Source organism: Thermoleophilum album, assembly GCF_028867705.1.
Classification (GTDB): Bacteria; Actinomycetota; Thermoleophilia; order Solirubrobacterales; family Thermoleophilaceae; genus Thermoleophilum.
The window spans coordinates 2049824-2076448 of the sequence record NZ_CP066171.1 but is presented as its reverse complement, the minus strand read 5'-3'; the positions used below and the strand labels follow the sequence as shown (position 1 = coordinate 2076448).

Sequence of the window (26625 nt, the reverse complement as noted above, 5' to 3'; positions counted from 1 at the left end):
ACAACGGACGCCGCGCCCCGCGAACGACCCTGCGGCTCACGCCTGCCACTCCCTGCGCACGTGTCGCTGCCACAGGCAATAGGTCCCCGCCCTAGCGTCCCGCAGCTCATGGGGCATGGAACGCGCGCGCGACTCCTTATGTGTGCGTGCGAACGCGTGCGAAACGCAGGGTGCGCTGGAACAACGTCGCCCGCCTCGGCTGTGCTCTGTGCGGGTTCGCCCTGCTTGCGTGGGCGCTCGCGGGCCTAAGCCCGGTGGGCTGTGGACGCAAGCAGCGGGAAGCGGCGACTGCGGCGGGCGTCGCCAGCGCGCAGCACGCGAGCCGTGCACCGCGCACGGAGGCCGCGGCGGGGGCGGGAGACGAGCGGCAGCGCTCCCACGGCCGCCAGGCGATCGCTCGCGCCGGCGATCGCTCGCGCCAGGCGCGCTCGCAGCGTGGGCAGCAGGTGCCGTCGCGTCGGGCGCCCCGGCCGCAAGCCGGCCCGGGATTCGGGGAGAACGAGCGCCGCGCTACCTACCGCTGCCTCCATAACGCTCGTGGGCCCCGCCCGCCGCTGCGCGCAGGCGTTGGTCTCGAACTAGGGCGATCGCCGGCGCGCAGGCCGAGCACGACAGACCGGCGCCGCGGCGCTGCCACGGCCGCGCCCACCGATCCGCGCGCCGCCGTTCAGGCCGAGTTCGGGATCGAATCGGCGCGCTGAGTGTCGTGCGCGCCTACCGAGCGACGTGTACGCGTGTCGAGTTGAGGGTGCGCGTCACGAGCGGCGTGTGCACGCGAGCGAAGCGCCACAGGAACAGGTCCGACATGCCAAAAAGCGACCTCGAAACGCGACCGGTGCGCTAGAGCGGGCGCCGCGCCGGGTCGGGTCGGCCACTCAGCGGGCCGAGGTCGCCGAGGGCGCGCGTCCGCTGCGTTTCGCCTCGATGTCGGCGAGCTGGTCGTCGACCCAGTCGCCGGGATCGCGTGCCGAGATGATCCGCTTGAGCCCTTCGGCGCGCCACGAGCGCTCCTCGGCGGACATCGTCAGCGCCCGGTAGATCGCGTCCGCCTGCTCCTGGACGTCGAACGGGTTGACCGACAGCGCGAACTCCGCCAGCTCCTCATGGGCCCCGGTGTTCTCGGACAACAGCGACACTCCGTGCCGCTCGTTGACCAGCGGACCCTCCTTCGCGATCAGGTTCATGCCGTCCCAGATCGCGTTGACGATCAACAGGTCGTAGTGCTTATACGCGGCGATCGCCTCTTCCAGGTTCTCGCGCAGGCGCAGCTCGATCGGCATCCAGTCGGTCGTGCCGTGGCGGTGGTTGACCACCGCCACGAGCGCCTCGATCCGTTCGAGGTACTCGCGGTACTCGGGAACGTCCTGCCGCGAGGGGATCAGGTGGGCGATGAACGTCACCTGTTCCCGGAACTCGGGGTGCTGTTCGAGGAACAGGTCGAAGGCGGTGAAGCCGCGCAGGATGTTCTTCGAGAGGTCGGCGCGATCGACACGCAGGATCAGGTGTTCGCGGCGCCGGCGCAGGATCTCGCGCTCGTACTCGTGAACCGCCGGTCGTTGCGCTGTGCGCTGGAACGTCTTCGCCGAGATAGGAAGCGGGTAGGCGCGCACCCACACCTCGCGCCCGTCCGGTGCCCGCACCACTCCCGCCTCCATGTCGACATCGAGACCGAACAGTTCATGACAACAGAGCAGGAAGTTGCGGCGGTAGGCACGGGTGTGGAAGGCGACGATGTCGTTGGCGAGCACCCCCTCGTAGATGTCCTCGCGGATGTCGGCCGGCAACACCCGCCAGGCGTCGGGCTGCGTCCACGGGATGTGAATGAAGTGGTGGAGAAAGAGGTCGGGTCGCTGGTTGCGGATCAGGCGCGGGGCGACGTAGAGGTGGTAGTCGTGCAGCATCACCACCGCCTCGCCGAGGCTCTCCGCCTCCTCGAGAACGGCGTTGGCTAAGTCCTCGTTGACGACCCGGTAGCCGTGCTCGTACGCCTCGACCTCGGCACGGCGGATCTCGGGGGCGTTCGACAGGTCCCAGAGGTAGTGCTGGATGAACCAGAGAAGCGGGTTGGCGATGACGTTGTAGAAGCGGTCGTAGGCGTCGGGATCCGAAACGACGAGACGGATGCGGTAGGTCTCGCCGTCGAGCTCGACCGAGAAGGAGCGCCCGCCATGACGCTCGGCGACCTCGGCGTCGGCCTCGGTCATCGCCGACGCGATCCAGAGCGCGTCACGGTGGTGGACGAGCCCCGTCAGCGCGGTGACAAGACCGCCGCCGCCACGGCGCGGCCGCAGCGTGCCGTCAGCGTCTCGCTCGAACGTGCAAGGTCCACGGTTCGAGACGAGGATCAGCGGTGTGCGGTCGCTCACGCCTGCTTGAAGATACGCAACCAGTCGCGCAGGACGCGCGGCATCAGGAAGTTCGCGCGCACGTGCTCCTTGCCCGCGAGTCCCAACCGGCGACCAAGCGCGGGATCGCGGAGGATGCGCAAACAGCGCTCGGCGCACTCCTCGGGCGAGTTGACGAGAAAGCCGGTGCGGCCGTCGATGACCTGCAACGGAATGCCACCGACATTGCCGGCAACCATCGGACGGGCCTTCCACAGCCCCTCCGATACCGTCAGCCCGAACCCCTCGCGCGTCGACTTCTGGATCAGCACGTCGGCTTGCGACTGGAACGCGTTGACCTCGATCGCGCCGACGTTGTTGAGGTTGTTGAGGATGTGAATATCGGGATCGTCGCCAGCGTAGGCGACCGTGCGGTTGTAGAACTCCCAGCCTTCGGGATCGTCGGTGGCCATCGACCCGACCAACGCCAGCTGCACGTCGGGGATCTCGGTCCGCACCTGTCGGTAGGCGTCGATCACGCCGATCGGGTCCTTCCAAGGGTCGAACCGCGACACTTGGCACATCAGCGGTCGATCGACATCGATACCGAACTGCTCGCACACGAACGCGGCGTCCTCGGGCGAGAGACGCATGTTCTTTGGCGACAGCGGGTCGATCGCCGGCGGCGAGACGTAAACAGGTCGCTCGGGACGCGACCGCAGCTCCTCGGGCACGTAGCGGTCGATGTGGAACACCGCCGCGTCGTAGTCGGCGACGAGCGGAAGCAGCGGCGCCAGGGCGGCAGCGTTCGGTTCCGAAAGATCGATGTGACACTGCCAAATCCAGCGGCGCGCCTTGTCGGGCACGAAGTTGCGAACCCCCGCCGGTTGCGGGTCGTGGACGATGACGATGTCCCAGTCGCCAGCCAGCTCGTCGGCGTTCAACTGGTTGTAGCGGCGGTATATGTCCCACTCGTCGCTCGTCGGAGCGTCGGGGTCGCCCTGGAGAGCGTTGTGCAGTCGCTTGGTGACGTTGAAGAACTCCTCGCGCCCCAGCATCACGTGCCATTCGCAGTGCAGACCGACGTCGTTCATCAAGGGCACGAGCGCGTACAGGATCTCGGCGACACCGCCTCCGAAAGCGGTCGCCGAGAGGTGCAGCACCCGCTGCCCTTCGAGACCGTCAGCGAGCGAGCGGATCTCGTCGACCAGCTGGCGGCCGACGATGTGCGTGTAGTCGCTGAGGCTCTTGTGTCCGACGACGACGTGTTGCAGCATTGCCCGGGTTTTCGGTGGATCGACAGCCCTGTTCAGGGGAAGACGCGCAAGCGTAGTCGCCGCGGCGCTAGTAGGTCGTACCGCACCGATACCGGGCGGCGCGATCGGTGTCGTTTTTGTCTTCAGACGCGCGCGGAGGGCAAGCGCTTGACCAGGGTTAAGCGGTCGTCGCCGGCGTCGAACTCGTCGACCGTCGCAGTGATGATTGCCCGCGCAAGCTCGGGCAGGCCGCGGCCGCCGGTGCCACCGGGACAGCTCAGCTCGATGTGCAGCGCATCCCGGTCGAGACGGAAGTCGATCGCCAGCGTGCGCGTCGCGGCGGCGGGTGGGCGCTGTGCCGCTGGTGCCTCGTCCATGAACGCCTCGGCCGCTTCCGTCACGGCCAGCTTGAGGTCGGCGACGTCGGCGAGTTCGAATTCGGCCGCCCGGCAGATAGCCGCCAACGCCAGGCGGGTTAGCACAAGGTAGTCGGAGCGTGCTGGGATCGTCAGGACGACCCGCCGTTCTCGCTGCGGCGACCGCGTCGCTTGTGTGCTGGGCACCTCGGCCACCCCCTACTTAGGTACCCATCGGCCGCTGCGGCGACGCTGTTAGCGAGGGCTCGTCGGTGTCGGCGCTCGACCGTGGGGCACGGTCGGCCGGGAGTGTCAGCTCGAGACACGTCTCGCCTCCCGAACTGCGCACCGACAGGCTCCCGCCCATACGTTCGGCGAGTTGGCGCGCGATCGCCAGTCCGAGCCCGGCGCCCGGGCTCTCGTTGCCGCGCACGAACGGTTCGAAGATGCGGGCGCGCAGCTCTTCGGGAATGCCGGGACCGTTGTCGATCACCCGCACGTACGGGCGCCCGTCGCTGCGTCGCCGCCCGCAGGAGACACGCACGCGCGTGCCCTTCGGGGTGTGGCGCAGTGCGTTGTCGATCAGAACACGCACGATCTGGGCGGCGCGATCGGGATCGCAGAACGCTTGCACGGAAGGGTTTACACGTAGTTCGAGGCGGTGACCGCGTTCGCTAGCCACCGCTTCGAACTCGCGCGCGACCGACGTCACCAGCTCGCTGAGGTCGCTGCTCTCTGGCGCCAGCTCGAGATCGCCGGAGTCGATCCGCGAGAGATCGAGGAGGTCCACCGCGAGCCGCTGCAAGCGCTCGACCTGGTCGGCCATCGTGGCGAGGAAGCGGCGTCGCGTGGCGGTGTCGAGCTCCTCGTCGCGCAACAGCTCCACGAACCCGCCGAGGGAAGACAGAGGCGTGCGCAACTCGTGGGAAGCGGTGACGATGAAGTCGCGGCGCGCACGCTCGGCCTGGGTGAGGCGCTCCTGCATCTCGTTGAAAGCGCGCGCCAGCGCGCCGAGCTCGTCGTCGCGCTCGACCGGCACCGGGCCGGGATGCTGGCCGCGGGCGATCGCACGAGCGGCGCGTTCCACCGCTCTCACACGACCGATAACCGCCTGCGATACCGCTATGGCGCCGACCAGCACGAACGCCAACGCGAGCAGCAGTGCGATCGCGCCCCGTTCACGCAAGAGCTTGGCCGTGCGCTGGACGTCACCGAGGGAACGCGCGAAAACGACAACGACCTTGTCGCGACCGCGTGCTGGCAGAGGGCGGGCGACGACGGCGGTACGCGCGCGACCGCGACCCGAGACGCGCGCCACGCTGCCGCCGGCAGCGGCGCTGCGCGCGGTCTTGCGAACTGCAGGCCAAGGCTCCCCGCCGGCGAGTGGAGCGAGGTGGACATCGCCACCGCCGGTGGCGCGGACGCGGAAGGCATAGGCACGAACTTCGAGCGCCTCCGCCAGCTCGCGGAGACGGGAGGCGGATGCGGGGGATGCCCGGCCGGCGAAGGTGTCGGCCAAACGCGGCACGCTGCGCGCGAGCGAGCGCTTGAGTTCGTCGAGTCGCTGCCGCTCCAGGGCCGACACGAGCTGCGAGGCGACACCGAGATACGCGATCCCGAAAGCGATCACGCAAACCGAGAGCATCAGTAAGGCCACACGTGCACGCAGCGACGCGCCGGCCGCTCGCGGTTCGCTCGGCGGCGGCAGCACCGCTAGCGCTCCCGGTCGAGCGGCGCGAAGCGGTAGCCGACACGCCGCACCGTCTCGATCAACCGCGGCCGCGAGGGATCGTCCTCGATCTTTTCGCGCAGATGACGAATGTGCACGTCGATCGTGCGCGGATCGCGGTACGCCGAGCTGCCGAACACGCTCGCCAAAAGTTGCGGCCGTCCCTGCGCGACGCCGGGTCGGCGGGCGAGCGCGGTCAAGAGTTCGAACTCGACATAGGTGAGTCGCACCGGGCGCCCGCGCACCGTCGCCGTGCGGCGATCGAGGTCGATCCGCAGCGGCCCGCGCTCGATCACCCCTCGCGCCTCCCGCTCGTCGCTCGTGGCGGCACGCTTCGTTCGCCGCAGCACGGCGCGCACGCGGCTGCGGAACTCGCGCAACGAGAACGGCTTCGTGATGTAGTCGTCGGCGCCGAGCTCGAGACCCGCGACCTTATCGCGCTCGTCGCCGCGCGCGGTGAGCATCACGATCGGCACGTCGCTCGTCGAGCGGATCAGCCGACAGAGTTCGAGGCCGTCGATGCCCGGCAGCATTAGGTCGAGCACGACCAGGTCGAAACGTTCGCTGTTCAGGCGCGCGAGCGCTTGGTAGCCGTCGTACGCCGAAACGACCTCGTATCCGTCGCGGCGCAGCGGGAAAGCCAGCAGCTCCTGGAGCGGGCGCTCGTCGTCGACGACAAGGATCCGGGCCGTCGCGCTGCCCACCGCGGTTCATTGTAGGTTGCCGGGAAGTGCTCGAGCCACGGCTGTACCGGGCTGCGCTCCTGCCTGCGCTGCTCGCCGCGATCGTGGCGATGTTCTCGCTCGAACGCCGCCCGCCGGCGCTCCCCCAGGGGCTTGCCGCCGACGTGCTGCTCGACGGCAGGTTGATCGCGCAGGAGGGCGAGCGCATCGCCCGCACCTACCCCGACCGGCGCGCCGGAGCGCCTGGCGATCGCGCGCTCGCCGACCTCGTCGGCGGGCGGCTCGCCGCGCTCGGCTTCACGGTCGATCACGACCGCTTCGAGAGCGGTGACCGCCAGCTCACTAACGTCGTCGCGACGCGACCGGGTCGCTCCGACACCGCGCTGATGCTGGTGGTCCCGCGCGACGCCTGGCGAGAGCGCGACCGCGCCACCGCTGCCGATACCGCCGCGCTGCTGGCGATCGCCCAGGTGTTGGCGGGCCGGCCGACCAAGCGCAGCATCGTGCTCGCCTCGGTCGATGGTCGGGCCCATCCCGAGGCTGTTGAGCGGGCTGTGGATCGCCTGCGTGACACCGGCCGCCAGATCGTTGCGGCCGTGGTGTTGAGCGACGTCGCGTCACGGGCCCGAGGCGGGGCACCGGTTGTCGTCTGGTCGGGGGGCGATCGTCGCACGAGCGCCCAGACCGAGCGCACGGCACGCGCCTCGCTGCGCGAGGAGACCGCCGAGCCGGCGGCAGCGTCGAGCTTCGCCGGGCAGGTGGCGCGTCTCGCCTTCCCGATCGGCGTCGGCTTGCAGTCACCACTTCTTGAAGCGGGTATCGACGCCGTGCGCATATCCGGCTCCGGGGAGCTCGCGCCTGCCGACAGCCGGCTCGAGCGGATCGATCCCGACAGCGTCGGGATCCTCACGCGCACGGCGCTGCGGACGCTCAGCGCTCTCGACCAGGGTGGTCGGTTGGCGGCCGCCCCGGGTCGTTACGTCACGGTGCTCGGACTCGTTCTGCCCGGGTGGGTCGTGTCGCTGTGCGCCGCGGCGCTGCTCTTGCCCGTCGCCTTCGCGACCGCCGACGCTGCGGCCCGTGCGCGCCGCCAGGGACAGCGGCTACGTGTCGGTGTCGCGCTCGTGACGAGCTTCGCCTTGCCGCTTTTAGTGCTCGTGGGCAGTTTGCGTGTCGCCGGGATGGCGGGCTGGTTCGGCCCGTCCGGTCTCGGGGTGAGCGATCCGTTCGCCGTTGGGCCGAACGGCGGACGCGTGGCGTTGCTGGCGGCGATCGCGGTGCTGGCGCTGGGTTGTTGGTTCGCGGTTCGAGCTCTCGGTCGCGCCGCCCGCAGTCCCGCCGCCGGTGCGGGAATCGCGATCGTGCTCGCGGTCGCGGGCGCGGTGCTGTGGCTCTCCAATCCCTACGCCCTCGTCGTATGGCTGCCGGCGCTCCACGTCTGGGGGCTGAGGGCGCTCCTTGTGCCGGCTACCGGCGGTGGCCGCGGTGCCGGCACGCTCGCTGTTGGGCTCGCGCTGCCCGCTGCCGTCTGCGTCCATCTGCTGTTGCGCACAGGCACGAGCCCCGTCGAAGGGGCATGGCACGCGCTGATCGCGGTGGCCCAGGGTGCCGCCGACGAGGTGGTCGTAGCGATGTCGGCGCTCTTTGTGGCGGCCGGCATCGCGCTCGTCCAGCATCTGCGCGCCAACGCTGAGCGCGCGGAAGCGGCGCGCGCGGAGGCGCGAGCGCATCCCGGCCGTGCGCTGCGGTGAGCGCTGCGGGGAGCTAGGCACCCGGGGGCTGGTCAGTGCTCGAAACCGCGCAGGTCCCGCCGCTCGCCGTGCTGGTCGCTGAACGCGACACCGCTGCCGGGCTCGACACTACCGATCCAAGTCACGGGACACCCGAGCTCGGCCAGCGTGTTCTCGACCGCGGTGCGCAGCGACGGGCGCGCCGTGAAAAGGAGCTCGTAATCCTCGCCGCCGGTCGCGGCTAGTTCGCCCGGATCGCGTCCGAGCGCGGCCGCCACATCCTCGACGCCGGGGGCGATCGGCAGCCGGTCGAGTCGCACGTGCAGCGCTACGCCGCTCGCTGCGGCGACGTGGCGGGCGTCGCTGGCGATGCCGTCGCTTACGTCGATCATTGCGGTGACGCCGAGCTGGGCGAGGGCGCGGCCCTCGGCGAGTCGCGGCCGCGGGCGTACGAGCCGCTCGCGCAGCGCCTCGTCCACTTGGTCGCGGGCGAGGAGAGCGGCGGCGGCCGCGCCGAGCGTGCCCGTCACGCCTACCAGCTCACCCGGCGCCGCGCCGTCGCGGCCGACGAGCCTCTCGCCGGTCGCTGCCCAGCCGACCACCGTGACAGCGAGAAACAGCACCGGTGCGGCCACCACGTCGCCGCCTACGAGTGCGACGCCGACCTCGTCGGCGAAGCCCACGAACCCGTCCGCCAAACCGTCGACGAACTCTTCGCTGGCGTTTGCGGGAAGGCCGATAGAGAGCAGCACTTCGCCCGGCTGGGCGCCCATCGCGGCGAGGTCCGAGATAGCCGTCGCGAGCGCTTTGTGGCCGATCTCGGAGGGCGTGTAGCCGTGCGTCGTGAAGTGCACGCCGTCGACGACGGTGTCGGTCGAGATCGCGCACAGCCCGTCGGCGCGCAAGACCGCGGCGTCGTCGCCGATCCCGCGCTCGATCCGCGCTGTCGGGCGGGTGGCGCGGCGCGCGAAGCGTCCGATCGCGGCTAGTTCGCGCACGGGGTCAACGCCCGCCGGCGGGGGCGCCCCCGCCCCCCGCGCTGCCGCCGCTCGGTCCCTGGGCGCCGGGTGGCGAACTCGTCGGTGGCTCGCCGACGCGCGGGTAGTCGGCGGGCGGCGATTCGGTGCGCGGCGCACCCTGCGGCGGGCTCTCGTAGAAGCGCGGGTCGTAGCTCCCGGCGCCACCCTGCGTGGTGGTCCCGGTCCCGGCCTGCGGGTTGCCGTAGTAGCGGTAGGAGTCGGACGTGCCGGTGACAGCTCGACTGCTCATGAAGGGCGAGAGCCGCGGCAACGTCGGCGGTACTGGGAAGTCGGAGCAGTCGCCACGACGTGCCACCTGCATGTAGTCGCGCCAGATCGCCGCCGGGAACGTGCCGCCGGCGACCGTGATGCCGTGCACGCTGCGCATCGCGATCTGAGCGTTCGGGTAGCCGACCCAAACCGCGGTAGCCAGTTTCGGTGTGTAGCCGACGAACCAGGCGTCGTTGTAGTTGTCGGTGGTGCCGGTCTTGCCGGCCGCCGGACAGCCGATGTTCGCGCGCGTGCCGGTGCCGGACAGGACGTTCTGGCGCAAGATCCGTGTCACGACATAGGCCGCGCCGGCGTCCATCACGCGCTTGCGCTCGGGCTTGCCGAGCTCGTCGACCTTGCCGTTCGGGAACACCACCTTGAGGATCGCTTCCGGCCTGTTGCGGATCCCGCCCGAGGCCAGCGTCGCATAGGCGTTGGCCATCTCGAGCGGCGAGACGCCGATGCGCAACCCGCCAAGTCCCTCGGCGGGGTAGCAGTCGAGCTTGGTCGTGATACCAAGCTTGCGCGCCTCCTCGCAGACGGCGCGAGGCCCGAGGTCGAGGATCAGCTGGGCGTAGACAGTGTTGTCGGAGCGCAGCGTCGCGCGCGTCAGCGTCATCGCCCCGCCGTACGTGTTGTCGTAGGTCTTGACTTGCCAGGGGCCGTAGCCGGGCACCGTGAGCGCGAGCGGTTTCGAGACGTAGACCGTCCGATCGGGGTCGATCCCCCGCTCCACCGCCGCCGCCAGCACGAACGTTTTGAACGCCGATCCGGGTTGGCGCCGCCCCTGAGCGGCGAGGTTGAAGGTCGTGTCCCGGTAGTTGGAGCTCGCCGCCATCGCTTTGATGTAGCCGGTCGCAGGATCGATCGAAACCACCGCAGCGGCAGGATCGCCGGGCAGACCGAGCTGCCCTTGGATGGCGCGCCTGGCTGCTTCCTGGAGCGCCGGATCGATCGTCGTGTAGACGCGCAAACCGCCGCGGCGGAAAACGTTGATGCCGTAGCGCTCGATCAGGCGCTCTTGTACGTAGTCGAAAAAGTAGGGCTCGCGACGCACGGTGTAGCTCGTGCCGCGCCGCAAGCCGAGCGGTGCCGCCTTCGCTTGTGCCGCCTCGAAGCGGGTTATGTAGCCGAGGTCCGCCATCCGCTCGAGCACCTCGTTGCGCCGCTCGAGCGCCGCACGCGGGTTGCGGAACGGGTTGTAGTAAGAGGGTGCTTGCGGCAGTCCGGCGAGCAGCGCGGCCTCGGTCAGGGTGAGATCGCGCGCGTGTTTGTCAAAGAACGTTTCGGCAGCTGCTTCGACGCCTAGCGCCGTGCGTCCTTGCACGGTGCCGTAGGGGACGGTGTTGAGATACGTCTGCAGAATCCAGCGCTTCGAACGACGCTTCTCTAGCTCCGACGCCAGCTTCGCCTCCCGGATCTTGCGTGCGAAGTTGCGCTGCGGATCCTTGATGTAGAGGGCGCGAACGAGCTGCTGGGTGATCGTCGAGCCGCCCTGCACCGTCTTGCCCGACTGGAGGTTGCGGATGCCGGCGCGGATGATCGCCGTGTAGTCGACACCGTGGTGGCGCCAGAAGCGGCTGTCCTCGATCGCCACCGTTGCGTTGCGCAGGTGCGCTGGCATCTGGCTCCAGGGGATAGGTGTGCGGATCACATCGGACTGCACGAAGCCGAGCCGCGAACCGTCGGCGGCGTACACGACCGACGTGCGCCCCTTGTCGAGCGGTTTCAGCTCGTCGATGCCGGGGGCGGTAGCGGCGATCGCGAGCACGTAGCCGACGACCGCGACGACCGAAGCGGTCACTACCACGGCCAACAGCGCGACCGCTGCCAACAAGCCCCGCCGGGAACGGCGGCGTCGCCTCTGTCTGCGTCGGTAGGTCATCGCGGCCGCTCGGGACGCGGCCGGTGCGGTGCGGCAGCCGGCCTGGGTCGAGGATATCCGCGCTCTAGCTTTCGCGGTGACCGTTGGCTTCGGCCTGCCCGAGGGCGTTCAGCCAGTCCGAAAGGAGTTCCGAGCGTGCTTGCTCCCAGTCTGCGTGCGGCGGCAGGCGCAGCAACGCGACGAGCTCGACGCCTTCCTTTTCCACACAGTTGACACGCACGTCGAGGCCGCGCGAACGTGGCAGCGCGGCGGCGCGCTCGAGGTCGACGGAGCGGTCGACCCACAGCGGGACCTCGACCAGCAGCCGGCGGTCGCGCAACGTGTGGTTTTCGAGCGTCGACTGCACGAGCCGTTCGTTGGGGATCAGCAGCCGACCGCCGTCGGCGAGGCGGATCGTCGTGTAGCTGAGCGCCAAGTCTTCGACGAGCCCGCGGCGGCCGTCGAAGGTGACGATGTCGCCTACGCGCACCGGCTGGGTGATCGCGATCAGCACCCCAGCGATCGCGTTGGCGAGCGTTTGGCGGGCGGCGAAACCGACGACGATGCCGACCACTGCCGAGGACGCGAGCAGACCGGTAGCGAGGCGACGGACGTCGGGAAACTGGGCGAGGGCGAGACCGGCACCGACGACGACGATCGTCGCGAACACAAGGCGCCGCACCAGTCGCAGGCGAGTACGCGTCTCCGGCGAAAGCTCCTCGGCGCCGAGCGCCTCGCGCAGCTTGTGGGCGCGCCGTGCGAGCGAGCGATCGAACAACTCGGCGACGAAGAGCGCACCGAGAAACGTCGCCAGCGCTGTCAGCTCGCGACGGTGTTCGGCCAAGAACGAGGCTCCCGTGTAGAAATCGGGCATGGCGCTGCAGGCTAGAGCGGCGGGGCGACGCCGGCCTGCGCAGGCGCGCAGAGCGCTGCCACCGATCGACCGCGAGCTCGCCTGGGTCGTTGCCGTCGCTCTCGCCAGCCGGCTCGCGGTGTGGGCAGTCGCGGCGTTCGCCGCTCTGCTTGCGGCCGGCAGCGAATCGGCCGGATCGATCGGCCGGCAGAACGAGCTGCGCTTCGATGACCCGCGCCTGACCCACCCCTTCGGGTCCGGTGTCGACCTTGCGCTCGCGCCGATGGCGCGCTGGGACGCCGTGTGGTACCTGCGCATCGCGGGCGAGGGGTACGGCGCCGATCCCGGCCTCAAGGCTGCGTTCTTTCCCCTCTATCCGCTCCTCGTGCGCGCTCTGGGCATTGTGCTCGGCGGCGGGCCCGGCGGGCGGCTGATCGCCGCGTACGCGATCGCCCTGTTCGCTTTCGTGGTCGGAGCATGTGTCGTGTACCGGCTCGTGCGCGAGCGCCGGGATCGCGCCACGGCCCGTCTCGCCGTTGTGCTGCTGTCCGCTTTCCCGGGATCGCTGTGGTTCGGGGCGCCCTACGCCGAGAGTCTGTTTCTCGCGGCCGCCGCCGCAAGCCTCGCGTGGGCACTACAGGGACGGTTGTGGCTGGCCGCTGCGGCAGGCGGTCTTGCCGCCGCTACGCGACCGGTCGGCGTGCTGCTCGTGTTGCCGTTGGCGCTCGTGTGGTGGCAGCGGTGGCGCGCCGGCAGCGCACTGACGTGGCACGCGCTGGCGCTGCTGCTGGTTCCCGCGGGGATCGCTGCTTTCGCTGTGCTGCTAGCGGCGGGCGGTGCACCGGCGCTTGCCTTCGTCGACGTCCAGAGCGCCTGGGCACGCCAAACTGTCGGGCCGCTGGCCGGAGTCTGGCGGGCGTTCGAGGCAGCTTGGCTCGGTGTGCGCCAGCTGGCGTCGGGAAGCCGCGAGGTCGTGTACTTCGGTCTCGCCGCCGGCGACCCACTGCGAATCGCAGCGATGAATGTGATGCTGTTCGCCTTTCTCCTCGCGGCGCTCGGCGCGATGGCCGTGTCCTGGCGGCGCGTTCCGGTGGCGCTGTGGCTGTGGGCGCTCGCGGTGTTGGCGTTCGCGCTCTCGGTTCCCGCGGTGCCCCAGCCGCTGATGTCGCTGCCGCGTTTCCTTGGGCCGCTCTTCCCGCTCGCCTGGGGGGTCGCGGTCTGGGCGCGCGAGCGGCGTGCGGACGCTGCCGTGGTGGTATCGGCGGCGGTCGTGCTCGGCGCGTTCGCCGCTCTCTACGGGAGCTGGAACTGGATCGGATGACGGCTCCGGCGAGCGCAGCGCCCGGACCGGCCGAGCACCTCGGTGCACCCCTGGACGGGCCTGTGCGGGCGCTCTCGCTCGACGCTCTCGGCACGATCCTGTGTCTCGAGCCGCCGGCGCCACGCCTGCGCCGGGCGCTCGCTGCGCGCTTCGGCGTCGAGCTCGACCGAGCTGCGGTCGAGCGCGCCATCGCGGCTGAGATCGCCTACTACCGCGCCCACCATCTCGAGGGTTCGGACCCCGCGCGCCTCGACGACCTGCGCCGCCGCTGCGCGCAGGTCGTAGACCGTCACCTGCCCGAGCTCGTCGCGCTGGAGGCGAGGGCAGCCGAGCGCGAGGCTGCTGTTCTCGATGCGCTGCTCGACGCGATCGCTTTCACGCCCTACCCGGACGCGCTTCGCCTACTCGCGCGTGCCCGCCAGTGCGGTGTGCCCGTGGTGGTAGCGAGCAACTGGGATTGCGGTCTCGCCGCGATCCTCGCCGAGCACGGCATCGACAGCTACCTGCGTGGCATGGTGACGAGCGCCGAGCTCGGTGCCGCGAAGCCCGACCGCCGGGTCTTCGAAGCCGCGGCTCGGGCGGCAGGAGTCGCGGTTCGCGATTTGCTGCACGTCGGCGACGACCCCTGTGCGGATCTCGTCGGCGCGCGGCTTGCCGGAGCGCGCGCCGTCCTCGTCGATCGCCAGGGTGTGCACCCTGAGGCGAGAGACCGTGTGGAGGCGCTCGACCAGCTAGTGCCCCTACTCTCCACTGCGTAGCGAGCGGCGCCCGCCGCGACGACCGCCGCAATCCGATGGCGGCGAAACCGGCTTTCTTGCTCAGGTGAACGAGGAACGAGCGACAGACTCCGCAAAGCACGGCGGGGAAGAGCTTTCGCACGAAGCGCCGCGCGTCGTGTGGCGATCGCGACCGCAGCGAGGTCGCCGTGCGGCTGGCGTGCGCGGCGCGCCGCAAGACGGGCCGGCATGGCGGCCGTGGCAGGGGTTCGCCGCCTTCGTGTGTGCGATCTTCATGACCCTGGCGCTCGCCGGGATGCTCGCCGCTCTCCTCGGCATCGACAGCGGACACGACGAAACGCTTGCCTTCCGCGTTTTAGCCACGCTCGTGCAGGCGGTGGTTTTTGCCGTTTCGGCGGTGGCGTTCGCCTCGCTGTCGGGATCGGTGCGCGCGCGCGACTTCGGCTTTCGTGGTGGTCCCGTCGGGCGGGTCGCGGCGGCGGTAGCGCTGGCTGCCGTCGCCTACTACACCGCCGTGATCGCCTACTCGCTGCTCGTCAAACCCGACATCGAGCAGACCGTGGCGCGCGATCTCGGCGCCGACGATGGTGTCGGCGGTCTCGTCGCGGCGGCGATCTTGATCGTCGCTGTGGCGCCGGTCGCCGAAGAGCTGTTTTTCCGCGGTTTCTTCTACCGCGCGCTGCGGGGCCGGCTAGCGGTCTTGCTCGCGGCCGCGGTCGACGGTGTCGTCTTCGGGTTTCTGCACTGGGACTTCCAGAGCGCCGACCAACTGTTGATCGTTCCGCCGCTCGCGCTGTTCGGGTTCCTTCTCTGTCTCCTTTACGAGCGCACGGGCACGCTGTTCGCGCCGATCGCGCTGCACGCCTTCAACAACACGCTCGCACTCTCGGGACAGGCTCCGCACGACGCTGTGACCCTCGCTGTCGGCGCAGCGATGCTGGCGCTGTGTGCGGCTAGCGTCCGCACTCTGCCGATGCTTCAGCGATCCCCTTCTGGTTGAAAAGGGGCACGGCCCGCGCTCAGCGCGGGCCGTGCCGGTTCCCGGATCCCCTTGCCTTCTGCCTGTCTCGTGGGAGGAAGCCTCTCAGCAAGCTCGTCAGTTCGCCGGGCTCGCCGCGGACCCGCTAACAGAACTCGCTGCCGAGCCCGCGTCGCCCGCTGTGCCGCTAGCGCCGTCTGCGGCGTCGGCGTCGACGGACCCCGCTGCCGACGAGTCCACAACGTTCGTCGACGCCGACTGTTGCGAGGCGGCCGCGGCAGGGGGACGGATGACGCTCGTAGCTCCGTTGTGTTCCGCCGCTCGCGGGGCGGGCGACGTTTGTTGGGCGCCCTGGGTTCGCGGCGCAGCGGCGCTGCTTGCCGGGACAGTCGTACCCGCGTTTTGCGAGCTCGCTGTTGACGTGCTGGTCGGCGCGTTCGCGCCGCCGCTGCCCGTGGCCGACGGGTCGACGGTGGCCGGAGCGCCGCCGACGGCCTGGGTGCTCGCCGCACCCGCGCCGCCGTTCGGCGCTTCGCGCTCGGTCGCCGGGGGTTGGCTCCAGCGCGCGGTCGTGCTCGCCCCCGTGATCGCTCCCCGCTGCGCTCGCTCTGTCGCGGCCGTGCGCGTTCGCGTGACCGCTTGCGCGCTGCGCGATGCCACTTGCGCGCGTGTGCGCGCGGTGCCCGCTGCGACAAGGCGCTGCCGCGGATCGACCGGGTGGCCACCGACGCGCGTCTCGAAGTGCAGATGGGGACCGGTGCACGTGCCCGTGCAACCGACGTAGCCGATCACCTGCCCGCTCGCGACACGCTGACCCGCGCGCACGGCGAAGCGACTGAGGTGCGCGTAGCAGGTGCTGAACGATCCGCTGTGGCGGATGCACACGATGTTGCCGTAGCCGCTCTGGGCCCCCGCAACCGACACCGTGCCGCAGTCGAACGCACGTACCGGAGTGCCCGTCGGCGCTGCGATGTCGATACCGCTGTGCCTATGGCCGGGGCGGCGCTCGCCGAAATTGCTCGTCACGACCCCGCTCACTGGGCGCGTCGTCGTGCCGCACACGCCACCACCGGGGGCCGGTGCGGGCGACGACGGGGGCACCGCGGTGTTGTCAGCCGGGTTGTGCGCTGCCGGCGCCCAGGCAGCGCCGCCCGACGTGCGCCCACGGTCCACACCAAGCTTGCGCGCTCGGCGCTCCAAACGTCGCTCCACGCGCGCGACGGCCGACGCCCGTGCCACCCGCACCGCGGTGCGCGCAACCGCGACCAGACCGGCGCGCTCGCTCCCCGACGGCAGCGAGGCGACGGTGTCGGCGCCGAAAAGGGCCGACCAGGTGAGCGGCCCGACGATCCCGTCGCTCGCCAGGCCGGCCCGGGCCTGGAATGCGCGCACGGCTCGCTCGGTCTGGGGACCGAAGATCCCGTCCGCTGCAACGCCGAGCTTGCGCTGCACCTCGGCGACGAGATCGCCTACCGAACCGCGCGCGAGCGGGAGCGATCCCTCGCGCAGCTCGACGACCTGGCGTCCGCCGCGTTCCTCTCCCGAGCCGCCTGTGGCGCTGCGGCCCCCGGCAGCTGCGGGTGCGGCGTGTCCCGCCAGCACTGCCGAGACGATCGCCGCGGAGAGGCGGCGCTTGCGCGCAAGCTCTTTTCTCGCCACAGGCGCGAGTGCGCGCCTTCGCCGCGACCGCTCGATCTCTCGTTGCCACAACTCCCGTGATGCGAGATCACGCTGTTGGTGCATGTCTCGGTCATGCCCCCTTCCTGTTGCGGCCTACGGGGTTAGCTGTCGGGCTCGCGCTGGAAGTGGCGCTACGCCGCGCTCGGGCGGCGATTCGCCCCTTGACCGGTGGCGGTCTTTGGGTCCCCCGCTCCTCGCACCGGGCGGCGCGAGGACTCGGCCTTGGGACTACAAGTCCTTATGTAAGGCGACTGCCTTCGCCACGACCCTGTCGGGCGGGCGCTGCGCGCAGGTTAGCGTGTCCGGGCGTCGATACCAAGCCCAAGCGGCACAGTTGGCCACTGTGGGCCGCTGTTCGGGATCGTCGCCTGCGTCGACTCGGTTCGCGCTAGATCGGCTGGCCGGTGCGCCAGTCGCGCACGGTTCGCGCACGCTGGGGGATCAGATTCGCCAGTAACCCCAGCAAAAAGCCCCACACCAGCAGCCCGAGCAGAGCCGGGACGCCACGCGCGACCCACGGGTTCGAGCTCGTCACGGCGCCGGCGAACGGTTTCAGCAAGAAGTCGTTGGCGTCGTCGACGGCTTCGCGGAGCTTGCCGTGACGGGCTTCGCGCAACCGCTCGGCGTTCGCCCCGGGCGCCGGAGGCGCGATTTGCTCCTGAAGTTTCTGGAGCTGCTCGTCGCGGCCGCGAGCGCCCTGATCGGCAGCGAACATCGCGAAGCTCAGGACGATCACCAGGCTCGCCACTACCGCAACGATTCGAACCAGCGTGCGCACCTCATCCCCTACTATCGGCGCTCGTTTGAGCGGAGATAAGCCTCGCAGCGATCGTCGCCTCGAGCAGCTCGCGCAGCTTTTGCGCGACGAGGCGCTCGTGATCGCAGAAGTGACGCTCGCGAGCGGCGCCCGCGCGTCTTACTACGTGGACTGCCGGCGCGCGCTTTTGCGCGCGCCGGGATTCGCGCTCGTGGGCGAGCTCGTCGCCGAGCACGCCCGCGCGCTCGGCGCTCGCGCTGTCGGCGGGTTGACGCTCGGCGCCGACCCGATCGCTTGCGCAGCGCTAGCCGCCGATGGCGAGCTGAGCGCGTTCCTGGTGCGCAAAGAGCCGAAGCGGCACGGTCTCGGACGGTGGATCGAAGGGCCACCGGTGGCCGGCCAGCGCTGCCTGATTGTCGAGGACGTGGTGACGAGCGGCGGCTCGCTCGTAAAAGCGATCGAGCGCGTGCGCGAAGAGGGGGGTGAGGTCGTCGGTGCGCTGTGTGTGCTCGACCGCCTAAGCGGCGGTGCCGACGCGGTTCGCGACGCTCTGGGGAGCGGCGCCTACAGGGCCTTGACGACGATCGACGACGTCTACCCCGACCGTCCCGACCAGCCCGCACCCCGCGCCTTCGGGGCGTAGGGGAGTTCCGGCACGCACCGAGCCGCGCCACCAGACGTGTGCGCGAGCACCGGAAGTGTGCGCGAGCAGCGCTTTCCGCGTCGGGCGCGAGCCTCCGCGGGCGCAAGGCGGGCTAGCGCGTCCGTGCTGCGATGCCCCCGGCAGGAATCGAACCTGCGACACCGCGCTTAGGAGGCGCGTGCTCTATCCACTGAGCTACGGGGGCTCGTGGCAGTCGGGAGGGTAGACGCGCCCGCGCGGCAGCGGTGGGCTGCGGTCGGCCGCGCCGTGGCGGAGATTGTCGCGGCGGTGGTGGCGCGAAGCGGCGGCCCGTCCGCCGCTCGCCCCCCGGGCGCCGCCCTCGTCTCCCCGCGTGGTGCCCTCAGAGCTTCGGGTCGGCCGCTCGCAGCAGCGCCGCGGCGCGCTCGGGCGCGAGCGGGCACACGTGGACGCCGGCGCCGAGCTCGAGTCCGGCCGGTTGGGCGAGCCGCGGCAGCAGCTCGATACGCCAGCAGAAAGCTTGTGCGCCGTCAGGCGCGGTGCGCACGAAGAGGTTCAGCGGCGGATCGCCCCCGCAGGCGTGGCGCAACTTCTTGAGCGTCGCCCAGAGCGCCCGTGCCGGCGGCTCGTCGTCCTCGAAACGCGCCGCCGGGCGCCGGGGCGCGATCACCACGTGAAAAGCCGCCCGCGCCGCGAAGGGACAGAAGGCGACGCACTGCTCGTCGACCCAAACGACACGTTCGCTGGTGCGGACTTCGGCTTGAACGAGGTCGGCGAGCAGGTTGCGGCCTTGCGTGCGCTCGTAGTAGGCGGTGAAACGCTCGCGCTCGCGCGCCACCAGCTGGGGCAGGAACGGCAGCACGTAGAGCTGGGCGTGGGTGTGGGTCAGCGAAGCGCCGGCGGCGTGACCCTCGTTGACGATCAGCTGCGGGTAACCGCGTGCCCGGTTGATGCGCATCCGCCGCTGCCACACAGAAACGGCGACCCTCAGCTCCTCAACAGCGAGCGCCGCCAACGTCGTCACGGGTCGAGGACTGTTGACGATCACCTCGTGAGCGCCGACCGCCGGTGCCGCCGCGAACAGCTCGACTTCGCCGCGACCGCCGAAGGGGTCGAGCTCCAGCGTCGTTCCGCTGCTGCCATCGACAGGTCGCGCCGGTCCACCTTCCCCGGCGGGAACGAGAGCCGGGAACTTGTTCGGCACCACCCGCACTTGCCAGCCGGGCGTGTCGGGGGCGCTGCCCCCGGGCCGTACCGCATCGACTTCGGGGGGCGTGGCCGACTCGTTGCCCTCGGCGAAAGGGTCGGAGCCGACGAGATCCGGCCCGGCCCGATCGCTAGCGGCGAGCCAGCCGCCGGGTCGCGCCGCACGCCCGTGGGCGACGATCACACGCAGCCCGCTCAAGGGATCGACGCGTACCTCGGGTCGATCGCTAGCGCGCATAGCGGGCGAGGTCGGTGCGGATCTCGGCGAGCGAGCGGTAGGGGCCGTACTTGACGTGCGCGCGGCCGCCGCTGCGGTCGAAAAAGACGGTGGCGGGGAAGATCCGGTCGGCTCCCAGGTCGGCGGCGAGCTCGCCGCGGGCGTCGCGCAGCGACGGATAGGGAACCGGTTCGCTGCGCAAGAAGTCGCGCGCCGGCCCACGCGCGTCCTCGGAGTTCAAGCCGAGGAACGCCACTTGTCTTCCGAAGCGCAGAGCGGCACGCCGCAACAGCGGAAACTCCGAGCGGCAGGGTCCGCACCACGACGCCCACTTGTTGACCACCACCGGGTACCCCCGCAAGGCACGCAGCTGTGCGGCGAGCGTGTGGCGGTCGGCGTCGACCAAGGCGTTCGCGCGCCGGTACAGGGCGGCGAGCCGGGCCGGGGGTCGTTCGACGCGCGGTACAGCGGACGCTCCGCCAGTGCTCTCGCCGCCGCTGCGTTCGCAGCCGCTCGCTCCGATCGCGAGCGCCAAGCAAGCCGCCGCCGTGGCAAGCGCCACGATCCTCTGACGAGCCGCCGCGGATACAACGCAGAAAGAGCGCGCGCCTGTGCGGGACTGCACGAGCGAAGAGTGGCACACCGTCAGCACCGAACCTGTGTCACGTAGCCCGCGCCGGACCTGGCGGTGCGCGGTGTGTGCATGCGGTGCGCACACGTGCCCGGGGTTCGCGCCGGACGCCGGTACGGACCCCGCGCCGGGCTCGGCGATGTGTCGGGCACGGGGTGTCGATCCGTCCGCGTCGGTGTGCTGTAATTGCAGAGACCTCTGCGGTCCTCGCCGGACCGGGCGGGCTCGCCGCGCTTCAGGCGCTGGACGCGGCGAAGACAGGGCCGGGCCCGCCGGCATGCGCTAACGCTTGCGCGCGCGTTGCGGGCTCCCTGTTCCGAGAGGACGCCACCTTGGCCGAAACGACCACGCTCGCCGCAACTCTGCCTTTCTCCGCCGACGATCTCAAGCGCGCGGAGGAGTTCGCGCGCGAACGTTTCGTGCTCGACGGCGAAGACCCGCAAGCAGCGCTGACGCCGGGCAGCGCACGGCGGATGGCGCTCGAAGACGCTCTCGCCGAGATCGCAGCGGGTCGCGAATATCCGTCGGTCGAGTGGAGGCGTGACTACTCGCTCCTGCTTGGGCTCGAGCGACTCCTAAGCAGCGACGAGCCGCGCCTAGCCGACGGCACCGTGCTCTCGGCGCACCAGGTCGACGCTCTGTCAGGGACGCTCGTCGCGCTCTCAGCCGAGCTGCAAGGCCGTCGCGGCGCGCGCGACGGCGAAGCCGCCGGCGAGAACGCGGAGCGCGACCCCAGTGCGGCAGCAGCGGGCAGTGCAAGCGAAGGCGCGGACGTGCACGAACCGGCCGGTGCCGACGCCGCGGTCGGGGAGGACGAGGAGTTCGTCGCCGGCGACGAGGAACCGATCGACTGGGACGAGACCGAGCACGACGAGCTCCACGCCCGCGACGTCGAAGAGGATCCCGGCGCGGCGCGTCGCTTCTGGTTCGAACACGCCACCGGTGCCGGCAAGACGGTCGCCGCGCTCGGTTTCGTCGACGCGTCGCGGACGGGCGGAGTGCTGATCCTCACCCACCGCCGAAACCTCGTCGATCAGTTCCTCGGCGAGCTGCGCGACCGCGGGTACGGCGATCGCATACGGCCGCCCCGGCTAGCCCCCGACGACGATCCTCCCGCCGACGGGCCGGTGACGGTCGAGACCTACCAGTGGTTCGTTCGCAACGCCGGGCGCATCTCCGATGCCTACACGGTGGTGATCTGCGACGAGGCTCATACCGCGCTCGGCGAGAAGACGAGCGAGGCGATCCGCCGCTGGGTCGGCCCGGTGTTCATCGGCATGACAGCGACCGGTGCGCTGATCGCGCGCCACGTCACCGATCTCTTCCCGACACAGACTTCGCGCTTCGACCTCGCGCAGGCGGCGCGCCGCGGCGTGATCGCGCCGCTGCGAGCGATCCGCATCCCGCCCGGCCCCGGTGTGCGCTCGATCGCCAAGGTGCCGCTGCGCCGCGGCGAGGTCGACCAGGACTTCGACCAGGAAGAGCTCGCCGCGCTCCTCGACCAGCAGCCCTTCAACCTTGCGATCGCCGATCTCTACAAGTCGCGCTTCCGTGGGCTGCCGGGCGTGATTTACGCCGCCGGTGTCAAGCACGCCCACAACGTCGCCGAGGCGCTGCGCGCGGTGGGGGTGCGTGCCGTCGCGGTGTCGGGCGAGACGCCCAAGCGCGAACTTGCGCGCATCCTCGCCTCCTACGAACGCTGTGAGATCGACGTGCTCGTCAACGCCCAGTTGCTCGCCGAGGGCTGGAACTCGCCGAAAGCGACGGTGTGCATGCATCTCGCACCGACGGCGTCGCGCCGCGTCTACCAGCAGCGCGTCGGCCGCGTGACGCGCAAACACCCACAGAAAGAGGCGGGCATCGTCGTCGACTTCGTCCATCCAGCGACGCCGAACGACGATCCCGTCGTGACGCTGCACAGCCTGCTCGACCGCGACGTCTACCGCGGCGGGGCGATCGTCGTCGGGCCGGTGCGGCGCGCGCGCGGGCGCCGCATCCGCGTCGAGAAAAGGGTGGTGCCTGTCACCGCCGATCCCGAGCGCCGAGCGCAGGTTTTCGAGCGCGAGCTCTGGCGCATCGCGGTCGAACACCTGCCGTGGGGCGAGCAGCAGGCGTGGGCGATGCTCGCCGGTGCGCGCGTGTCGCAGGCGAACTGGCGGCGCGCCAAGGCGATGTTGCACTTCGACCGCAGCGGCGAGCTGCGCAAGCTGTTCCTGCTGAACTGCTTGCGCCGTAACCGCAACACCCAGCTGCGGCTCAAGGCGCTGCAAGAGATCGGCGCGCTACGCGATCCCGAGGCTTTCGACGAAGCGGTCGAGACCGTCGGCAGCTGGGCGCGCGACGAGCGCCGCGAGGGGGTGCGCACGCTGCTTCAGATCCTCGCCGATCGCCCGATCGGGCGGCGCGAACAGGCGGCGCGCTGGCTGTGGCACCTCGCCGACTTCAGCCGCGAGGTGCACGAGCACTACGCCACGCAGCGCTGGCCCGAGGCGAAGCGCCTGCTCGGCCTGCTTGTCAACTCGTCGGGAGCGGCGCACGGCCGCAACGCTCGCAAGCTCGTGCAGGCCGCGCGCGAGCAGGACCGGCGGCTGCAAGCGGCGCTGCTGGCGGCAGCAGCCGTCCACACGCCCGAGGCTCAGCAGGTGCTCGACCACGCACGGATGCGCCTCGCGCGCAAGCCGCAGGCGGTGGCGCGCGAGCTGTTGCGCAACTTCCCCAAGGGCAAACGCAAGCGCGGGGGTCGCAAGCGCAAGCGCGCCGAGACCGACGCCACCGCTGTCGCGCCGCTTTCTCCCGAGCAGCAAGTGCCCGAAGCGGCCGCCGCGGATGCGCTCGCAGCCGAAGCCGCTGCGTCCGGGGGCGGCGATGCGGGTGGCGGACCGGTGCGGCCCGAGGACGTCGTGCCGGGGGCGGTTCCGGCCGCGCTCGACACCGCTGCGGACGCAAGCGGTGAGGTCGGCACGAGCGACCACACCGACGGGGACGCGAGCGACCGCACCAACGAAGGCGGGGCGGCAGGCGAGACCGACACCCGCCCCGGCGGCGGCGAGTCCGCGGCCGGAGCGGCCGCCGCCTAGCGGGTCGGCTGGCTGTTCGCCTCGGCGGCCGCCGCTCAGTCGCCGCGACCGCTGCTCGGTCTCCGCGCCCGCCGCTCAGTCGCCGCGCCCGGCGCCCGAGCCGAGGTGGACCTCGCCGGCCGCGAGCGCGACCGTGCCGCGGGCGGTCTCGACGATCAGCCTGCCCTCGCGATCGACGCCGCGCGCCGTGCCGCTGCCGCCGTCCCAGCTAACGCGGCGGCCGGCCAGCGCGTCGCGCCGTGGCCACGCTGCGGCCACTTCCGCCTGACCGTCCTCGCTCGTCCAGCGCGCGAGCGCCGCGCAGAGCGTCTCGAGCACGCTTTCGATCGTCGGCGACGGCGTCCCGGCGCGCCGCGCCTCGATCGCGAGCGAGGTGGCCCTCGCGGCGAGCTCGGGCGGGAACTGGTGCTCCTCGGTGTGCACGTTGATGCCGATCCCGACGACGGTCCAACCCTCGAGGGCACGGCTTTCGATCAGGATCCCGGCGAGCTTGCGTCCATCCGCAAGGACGTCGTTGGGCCACTTGACCCGGGCAGCGAGACCGGGAACCGCTAGCTCTGCCGTCTCGGCCACCGCCAGCGCGACAGCGAGCGACAAGGTACCCGCCGGCGGGGCGGCTGTGCGCAGCACGAAGGAGGCGAGCAAGGCGCTCTTGGGCGGTGCCTGCCAGCGTCGGCCCTGTCGGCCGCGGCCGGCTGTCTGCTCGTCGGCGGTGACGACGGTGCCGTGGGGCGCGCCGCGCGCCGCGAGGGCGCGCGCGACGTCGTTGGTCGAGCCGCAGCGGCGCAAGTGCAGGCGGGGACGGCCGAAGGGCGTCGGCTCGCTGTGTGCTTCGCCGTCGCGAACGTTCGCTTGCCTCGCGCCGCCGCCGGCCTCGCTGGCGCGCGTGTCCCTTCTCACAGCTGCGCGCCCGTCGCCTCGCGCACCGGGGCGATCGTCACTTTGTCGTCGACCGCGATACCGAGCACGCTACGCACATCGCCGCGGTTCACAGCCAGCGCCAGCATCCGCCAAGAGTCCTCGTAGAGCAGCAGCTCGCCCGGGGCGACGTCGCCGAACGTGCGCACGAACAGCGTTTCGCGCTCGCCACGGGGCGTGCGCACGAGCACCGGCCGGCCGAGTTTCAGCCCGACAGCGGTGGCGTGCTCGTGCGACGCCGAGAGGATCGCGTTACCGAAACGGTCGAAGGTGAGAACGTGGGCGTGGATGGTCGCCCCGTCCAGCTTCGGTGCGGGGAGGTCGAGTCGTACGAGCGTGTCGGGGTCGAACGGTTCGCCCGCCTCCGCCAACGGCGTGCCGGCTGCGAGATGAGCGGCGACCGGAGCGAAGATGTCGCGGCCGTGAAACGTGGCCGACACGGGCTCGAGGCGCAGCGGAGAGCGGGTGATCTCGACCGCCTCGACGGCGCCGCCGGCGCTCTCGAGCGCCAGGCTCAAGAGCCCGTTGTCGGGGCCGACGAGAATGCGGCCATCGGCGGCACGCACCGCGACGCCGCGGCGAGCAGTGCCGACACCGGGGTCGACCACAGCGACATGAACACCGCGCGGACAGTAAGCCAAGGCGGCGCGCAGGACGAGCGCGCCCTTGCGCACGTCGTGGCGCTCGATCCCGTGCGTTATGTCGATCACTCGCGCCTGGGGGCAGATGCCAGCGATCACGCCGTGCAAAACGCCGACGAACTCGTCGCCGAGTCCGTAGTCGGTGAGCAGCGTCACGAGCGGCGGCTGCTCGTCGCTGCGGTGGGCATCCGCGGTGGCGGTCGACTGGTGGCCGGTCACGCTACCGCCCTCCTCGCTCGCGCGTCGGCGACGAGCGCTTCGACAAGACCGTCGATGTCGTGGCGCGACGCCTCGACATCGACAGCTATACCGGCTTCGCGCAGCGCCGCGGTCGTGATCGGTCCGATCGACACCACCCGCGCCCCCTGCGGAACGGTACCGCCACCGGCAAGAAAGCTGCGCACCGTCGAGCTAGCCGTGAAAGTGATGTAGGTGGCGCGCTCGAGGTCGTCGCGCGCGTAGTCGGGCAGCGGCTCGTGAACGGTTTCGTAGAGGGGCGCGACGGTCACGCGCGCACCGCGAGCGGCGAGCGCCTCGACGAGGGTGTCGCGCGCCTCGGCGGCGCGGGCGATCAAAACGTCGCGGTCTGCGACCTCGACGTCCGAGAGCGCCTCGACTAGCCCCTCGGCCACGAAGCGCTCGGCCACGATGTCGGCGCGCAACCCGCGCTCTGCCAGCGCCGCTGCCGTGCCCGGGCCGATCGCCGCGATCTGCGTGCGGGCGAGAGCACGCGCGTCGCGCCCCTGGGCGAGCAGACCGTCGACGAGCAGGCGGGCGCCGTTCGGGCTCGTCAAGCAAACGAGCCCGAAGCGCTCGATCGTCGCGAGCTCGGGCGGCGTCGGCAGTGGGCGGATGCGGATCGCGGGCGCCTCCACCACCTCGGCGCCGAGCGCGCGCAGGCGCCGTGCGAGCGCGCTCTGTTGGGGGCGGGCGCGGGTCACCACGACCACGGCGCCGTGCAGCGGTCGCCGCTCCGCCCACGCTAGCCGGTCGCGCAGGGCGCACACCGCTCCGACGACCAGCACAGCCGGTGGCTGCAGCCCCGCCGCCACCACCCGCTCGGCGATCGTGGCCAGCGTCCCGGTCACGGTTCGCTGGGTGGCGCGGGTGCCGTCGGCGACCACCGCGCAGGGCTCGTCGGGGCTACGCCCCTCCGCACGTAGACGTTCGGACACGGCGGCTAGGCGGCTGACCCCCATGTAGAAGACGAGCGTGCCGGGAAAGCGTGCGAGCGCTCGCCAGTCCAGCGCCGACTCGCCTTTGCGGGGATCCTCGTGGGCCGTGACGAAGGCGACGGCCGACGCCTCGGCGCGGTGCGTCACAGGGATGCCGGCGTAAGCGGGCGCGGCAATGCCGGCGGTGACGCCCGGCACGACCTCGAAAGGGACGCCGGCGGCGGCGAGCGCCTCGGCCTCCTCGCCGCCGCGACCGAACACGAACGGGTCGCCGCCCTTCAGGCGCACGACCCGTTGACCGGCGCGGCCGCGCGCGACGAGCTCGGCGTTTATCTCCTCCTGTGGCAGCGTCGGTCGTCCCGGCAGCTTGCCGACGTAAACCAGCTCGCACTGCGGCGGAGCCAAGGCGAGCAGCGAGCGCGGCACGAGGCGGTCGTAGAGGATCGCGTCGGCGCTCGCGACGAGCTCGACGGCCCGCTCGGTGACAAGGCCACGATCGCCCGGGCCGCAGCCGACGAGGTAGACGACACCCCCCGTTCCGTTCGCACCTTCGCTGGTCACGTTCGGCAGCCTACGTCGC

At 71.1% G+C, this 26625-nt stretch carries 21 protein-coding genes, 1 tRNA gene and 1 riboswitch; of the genes, 6 read left to right on the top strand and 16 right to left on the bottom strand.

Features of this window, described 5'->3' with window-relative positions; all coding sequences use genetic code 11:
• Window positions 1–875: 875 nt before the first annotated feature.
• The 5 genes from JDY09_RS09695 to JDY09_RS09675 all read right to left on the bottom strand — a co-directional run bounded on the left by JDY09_RS09695 (window position 876) and on the right by JDY09_RS09675 (window position 6369).
• On the bottom strand, window positions 876–2366 hold the full coding sequence (locus tag JDY09_RS09695; protein ID WP_274716726.1) for an alpha,alpha-trehalose-phosphate synthase (UDP-forming): 1491 nt from the start codon (window positions 2364–2366) through the stop codon (window positions 876–878).
• A complete protein-coding gene (locus JDY09_RS09690) occupies window positions 2363–3601 on the bottom strand; it encodes a glycosyltransferase (protein ID WP_274716725.1) in 1239 nt (412 codons plus the stop codon). The genes JDY09_RS09695 and JDY09_RS09690 overlap by 4 nt, the downstream gene beginning before the upstream one ends.
• A gap of 122 nt (window positions 3602–3723) precedes the next feature.
• Entirely contained in the window at window positions 3724–4143 is a 420-nt protein-coding gene (locus JDY09_RS09685; protein ID WP_274716724.1) for a hypothetical protein, read from the bottom strand.
• A 16-nt stretch (window positions 4144–4159) separates the two neighbouring features.
• Window positions 4160–5593: a HAMP domain-containing sensor histidine kinase gene (locus JDY09_RS09680; RefSeq protein ID WP_274716723.1), complete on the bottom strand. Its 1434-nt coding sequence runs from the start codon at window positions 5591–5593 to the stop codon at window positions 4160–4162.
• A 56-nt stretch (window positions 5594–5649) separates the two neighbouring features.
• Window positions 5650–6369: a response regulator transcription factor gene (locus JDY09_RS09675; protein WP_274716722.1), complete on the bottom strand. Its 720-nt coding sequence runs from the start codon at window positions 6367–6369 to the stop codon at window positions 5650–5652.
• A gap of 26 nt (window positions 6370–6395) precedes the next feature.
• On the opposite strand from JDY09_RS09675, the gene JDY09_RS09670 reads away from it, so the two are divergent.
• Window positions 6396–8099 (top strand): hypothetical protein, encoded by a 1704-nt coding sequence (locus tag JDY09_RS09670; RefSeq protein ID WP_274716721.1) that lies wholly within the window; start codon window positions 6396–6398, stop codon window positions 8097–8099.
• A gap of 32 nt (window positions 8100–8131) precedes the next feature.
• On the opposite strand, the gene thiL is transcribed toward JDY09_RS09670, so the two are convergent.
• The 3 genes from thiL to JDY09_RS09655 form a co-directional block, all read right to left on the bottom strand.
• The gene (thiL, locus tag JDY09_RS09665; protein WP_274716720.1) at window positions 8132–9076 is read right to left on the bottom strand and encodes a thiamine-phosphate kinase; all 945 of its coding nucleotides are present in this window, start codon (window positions 9074–9076) and stop codon (window positions 8132–8134) included.
• Between the two features lie 4 nt (window positions 9077–9080).
• A complete protein-coding gene (locus tag JDY09_RS09660; protein ID WP_274716719.1) occupies window positions 9081–11201 on the bottom strand; it encodes a transglycosylase domain-containing protein in 2121 nt (706 codons plus the stop codon).
• A 115-nt stretch (window positions 11202–11316) separates the two neighbouring features.
• On the bottom strand, window positions 11317–12105 hold the full coding sequence (locus JDY09_RS09655; RefSeq protein ID WP_274716718.1) for a mechanosensitive ion channel family protein: 789 nt from the start codon (window positions 12103–12105) through the stop codon (window positions 11317–11319).
• Between JDY09_RS09655 and JDY09_RS09650 the strand changes: the two genes are divergently transcribed.
• The 3 genes from JDY09_RS09650 to JDY09_RS09640 all read left to right on the top strand — a co-directional run bounded on the left by JDY09_RS09650 (window position 12104) and on the right by JDY09_RS09640 (window position 15142).
• Window positions 12104–13405 (top strand): hypothetical protein, encoded by a 1302-nt coding sequence (locus tag JDY09_RS09650; protein ID WP_274716717.1) that lies wholly within the window; start codon window positions 12104–12106, stop codon window positions 13403–13405. The two genes, JDY09_RS09655 and JDY09_RS09650, sit on opposite strands and share 2 nt — an antisense overlap.
• Window positions 13402–14163: an HAD family hydrolase gene (locus tag JDY09_RS09645; RefSeq protein ID WP_274716716.1), complete on the top strand. Its 762-nt coding sequence runs from the start codon at window positions 13402–13404 to the stop codon at window positions 14161–14163. The genes JDY09_RS09650 and JDY09_RS09645 overlap by 4 nt, the downstream gene beginning before the upstream one ends.
• A gap of 178 nt (window positions 14164–14341) precedes the next feature.
• Entirely contained in the window at window positions 14342–15142 is an 801-nt protein-coding gene (locus JDY09_RS09640) for a CPBP family intramembrane glutamic endopeptidase (protein WP_274716715.1), read from the top strand.
• Between the two features lie 96 nt (window positions 15143–15238).
• Here JDY09_RS09640 and JDY09_RS09635 read toward each other — a convergent pair whose 3' ends face one another.
• Window positions 15239–16780 carry a peptidoglycan DD-metalloendopeptidase family protein gene (locus JDY09_RS09635; protein ID WP_274716714.1) on the bottom strand — a complete coding sequence of 514 codons (1542 nt, stop codon included), beginning with the start codon at window positions 16778–16780 and terminating at the stop codon, window positions 15239–15241.
• 96 nt (window positions 16781–16876) lie between these two features.
• Window positions 16877–17033, bottom strand: a riboswitch (cyclic di-AMP (ydaO/yuaA leader).
• Between the two features lie 156 nt (window positions 17034–17189).
• Window positions 17190–17579, bottom strand: coding sequence for a hypothetical protein (locus tag JDY09_RS09630; RefSeq protein ID WP_274716713.1), 390 nt, complete (start codon window positions 17577–17579; stop codon window positions 17190–17192).
• Window positions 17580–17604: 25 nt separating this feature from the next.
• On the opposite strand from JDY09_RS09630, the gene pyrE reads away from it, so the two are divergent.
• Window positions 17605–18201: an orotate phosphoribosyltransferase gene (gene pyrE, locus JDY09_RS09625; RefSeq protein WP_274716712.1), complete on the top strand. Its 597-nt coding sequence runs from the start codon at window positions 17605–17607 to the stop codon at window positions 18199–18201.
• Between the two features lie 132 nt (window positions 18202–18333).
• Here pyrE and JDY09_RS09620 read toward each other — a convergent pair.
• From JDY09_RS09620 to JDY09_RS09610, 3 genes are all read right to left on the bottom strand, one after another.
• Window positions 18334–18406 (bottom strand) — tRNA-Arg (locus JDY09_RS09620).
• A 156-nt stretch (window positions 18407–18562) separates the two neighbouring features.
• Entirely contained in the window at window positions 18563–19585 is a 1023-nt protein-coding gene (locus JDY09_RS09615; RefSeq protein ID WP_274716711.1) for a galactose-1-phosphate uridylyltransferase, read from the bottom strand.
• Between the two features lie 28 nt (window positions 19586–19613).
• Window positions 19614–20165 carry a TlpA family protein disulfide reductase gene (locus JDY09_RS09610; protein ID WP_274716710.1) on the bottom strand — a complete coding sequence of 184 codons (552 nt, stop codon included), beginning with the start codon at window positions 20163–20165 and terminating at the stop codon, window positions 19614–19616.
• Between the two features lie 401 nt (window positions 20166–20566).
• Here JDY09_RS09610 and JDY09_RS09605 point away from each other — a divergent pair, with 401 nt between their 5' ends.
• Complete coding sequence (locus tag JDY09_RS09605) at window positions 20567–23311, top strand: DEAD/DEAH box helicase (RefSeq protein ID WP_274716709.1); 2745 nt, start codon at window positions 20567–20569, stop codon at window positions 23309–23311.
• A gap of 75 nt (window positions 23312–23386) precedes the next feature.
• Here JDY09_RS09605 and JDY09_RS09600 read toward each other — a convergent pair whose 3' ends face one another.
• The 3 genes from JDY09_RS09600 to cobA are packed head-to-tail and all read right to left on the bottom strand — an operon-like array spanning window position 23387 to window position 26606.
• Window positions 23387–24211: a biotin--[acetyl-CoA-carboxylase] ligase gene (locus tag JDY09_RS09600; protein ID WP_274716708.1), complete on the bottom strand. Its 825-nt coding sequence runs from the start codon at window positions 24209–24211 to the stop codon at window positions 23387–23389.
• The gene (locus tag JDY09_RS09595) at window positions 24208–25089 is read right to left on the bottom strand and encodes an SAM hydrolase/SAM-dependent halogenase family protein (protein WP_274716707.1); all 882 of its coding nucleotides are present in this window, start codon (window positions 25087–25089) and stop codon (window positions 24208–24210) included. The genes JDY09_RS09600 and JDY09_RS09595 overlap by 4 nt, the downstream gene beginning before the upstream one ends.
• Window positions 25086–26606 (bottom strand): uroporphyrinogen-III C-methyltransferase, encoded by a 1521-nt coding sequence (gene cobA / locus JDY09_RS09590; RefSeq protein WP_274716706.1) that lies wholly within the window; start codon window positions 26604–26606, stop codon window positions 25086–25088. Before cobA ends, JDY09_RS09595 begins: the two co-directional genes overlap by 4 nt.
• Window positions 26607–26625: the final 19 nt, after the last annotated feature.

Coding starts and splice junctions, on each gene's coding strand:
- JDY09_RS09650 (WP_274716717.1), top strand. CDS start 12,104: ATGGCGCTGCAGGCTAGAGCGGCGGGGCGACGCCGGCCTGCGCAGGCG.
- JDY09_RS09645 (WP_274716716.1), top strand. CDS start 13,402: ATGACGGCTCCGGCGAGCGCAGCGCCCGGACCGGCCGAGCACCTCGGT.
- JDY09_RS09690 (WP_274716725.1), bottom strand. CDS start 3,601: ATGCTGCAACACGTCGTCGTCGGACACAAGAGCCTCAGCGACTACACG.
- JDY09_RS09655 (WP_274716718.1), bottom strand. CDS start 12,105: ATGCCCGATTTCTACACGGGAGCCTCGTTCTTGGCCGAACACCGTCGC.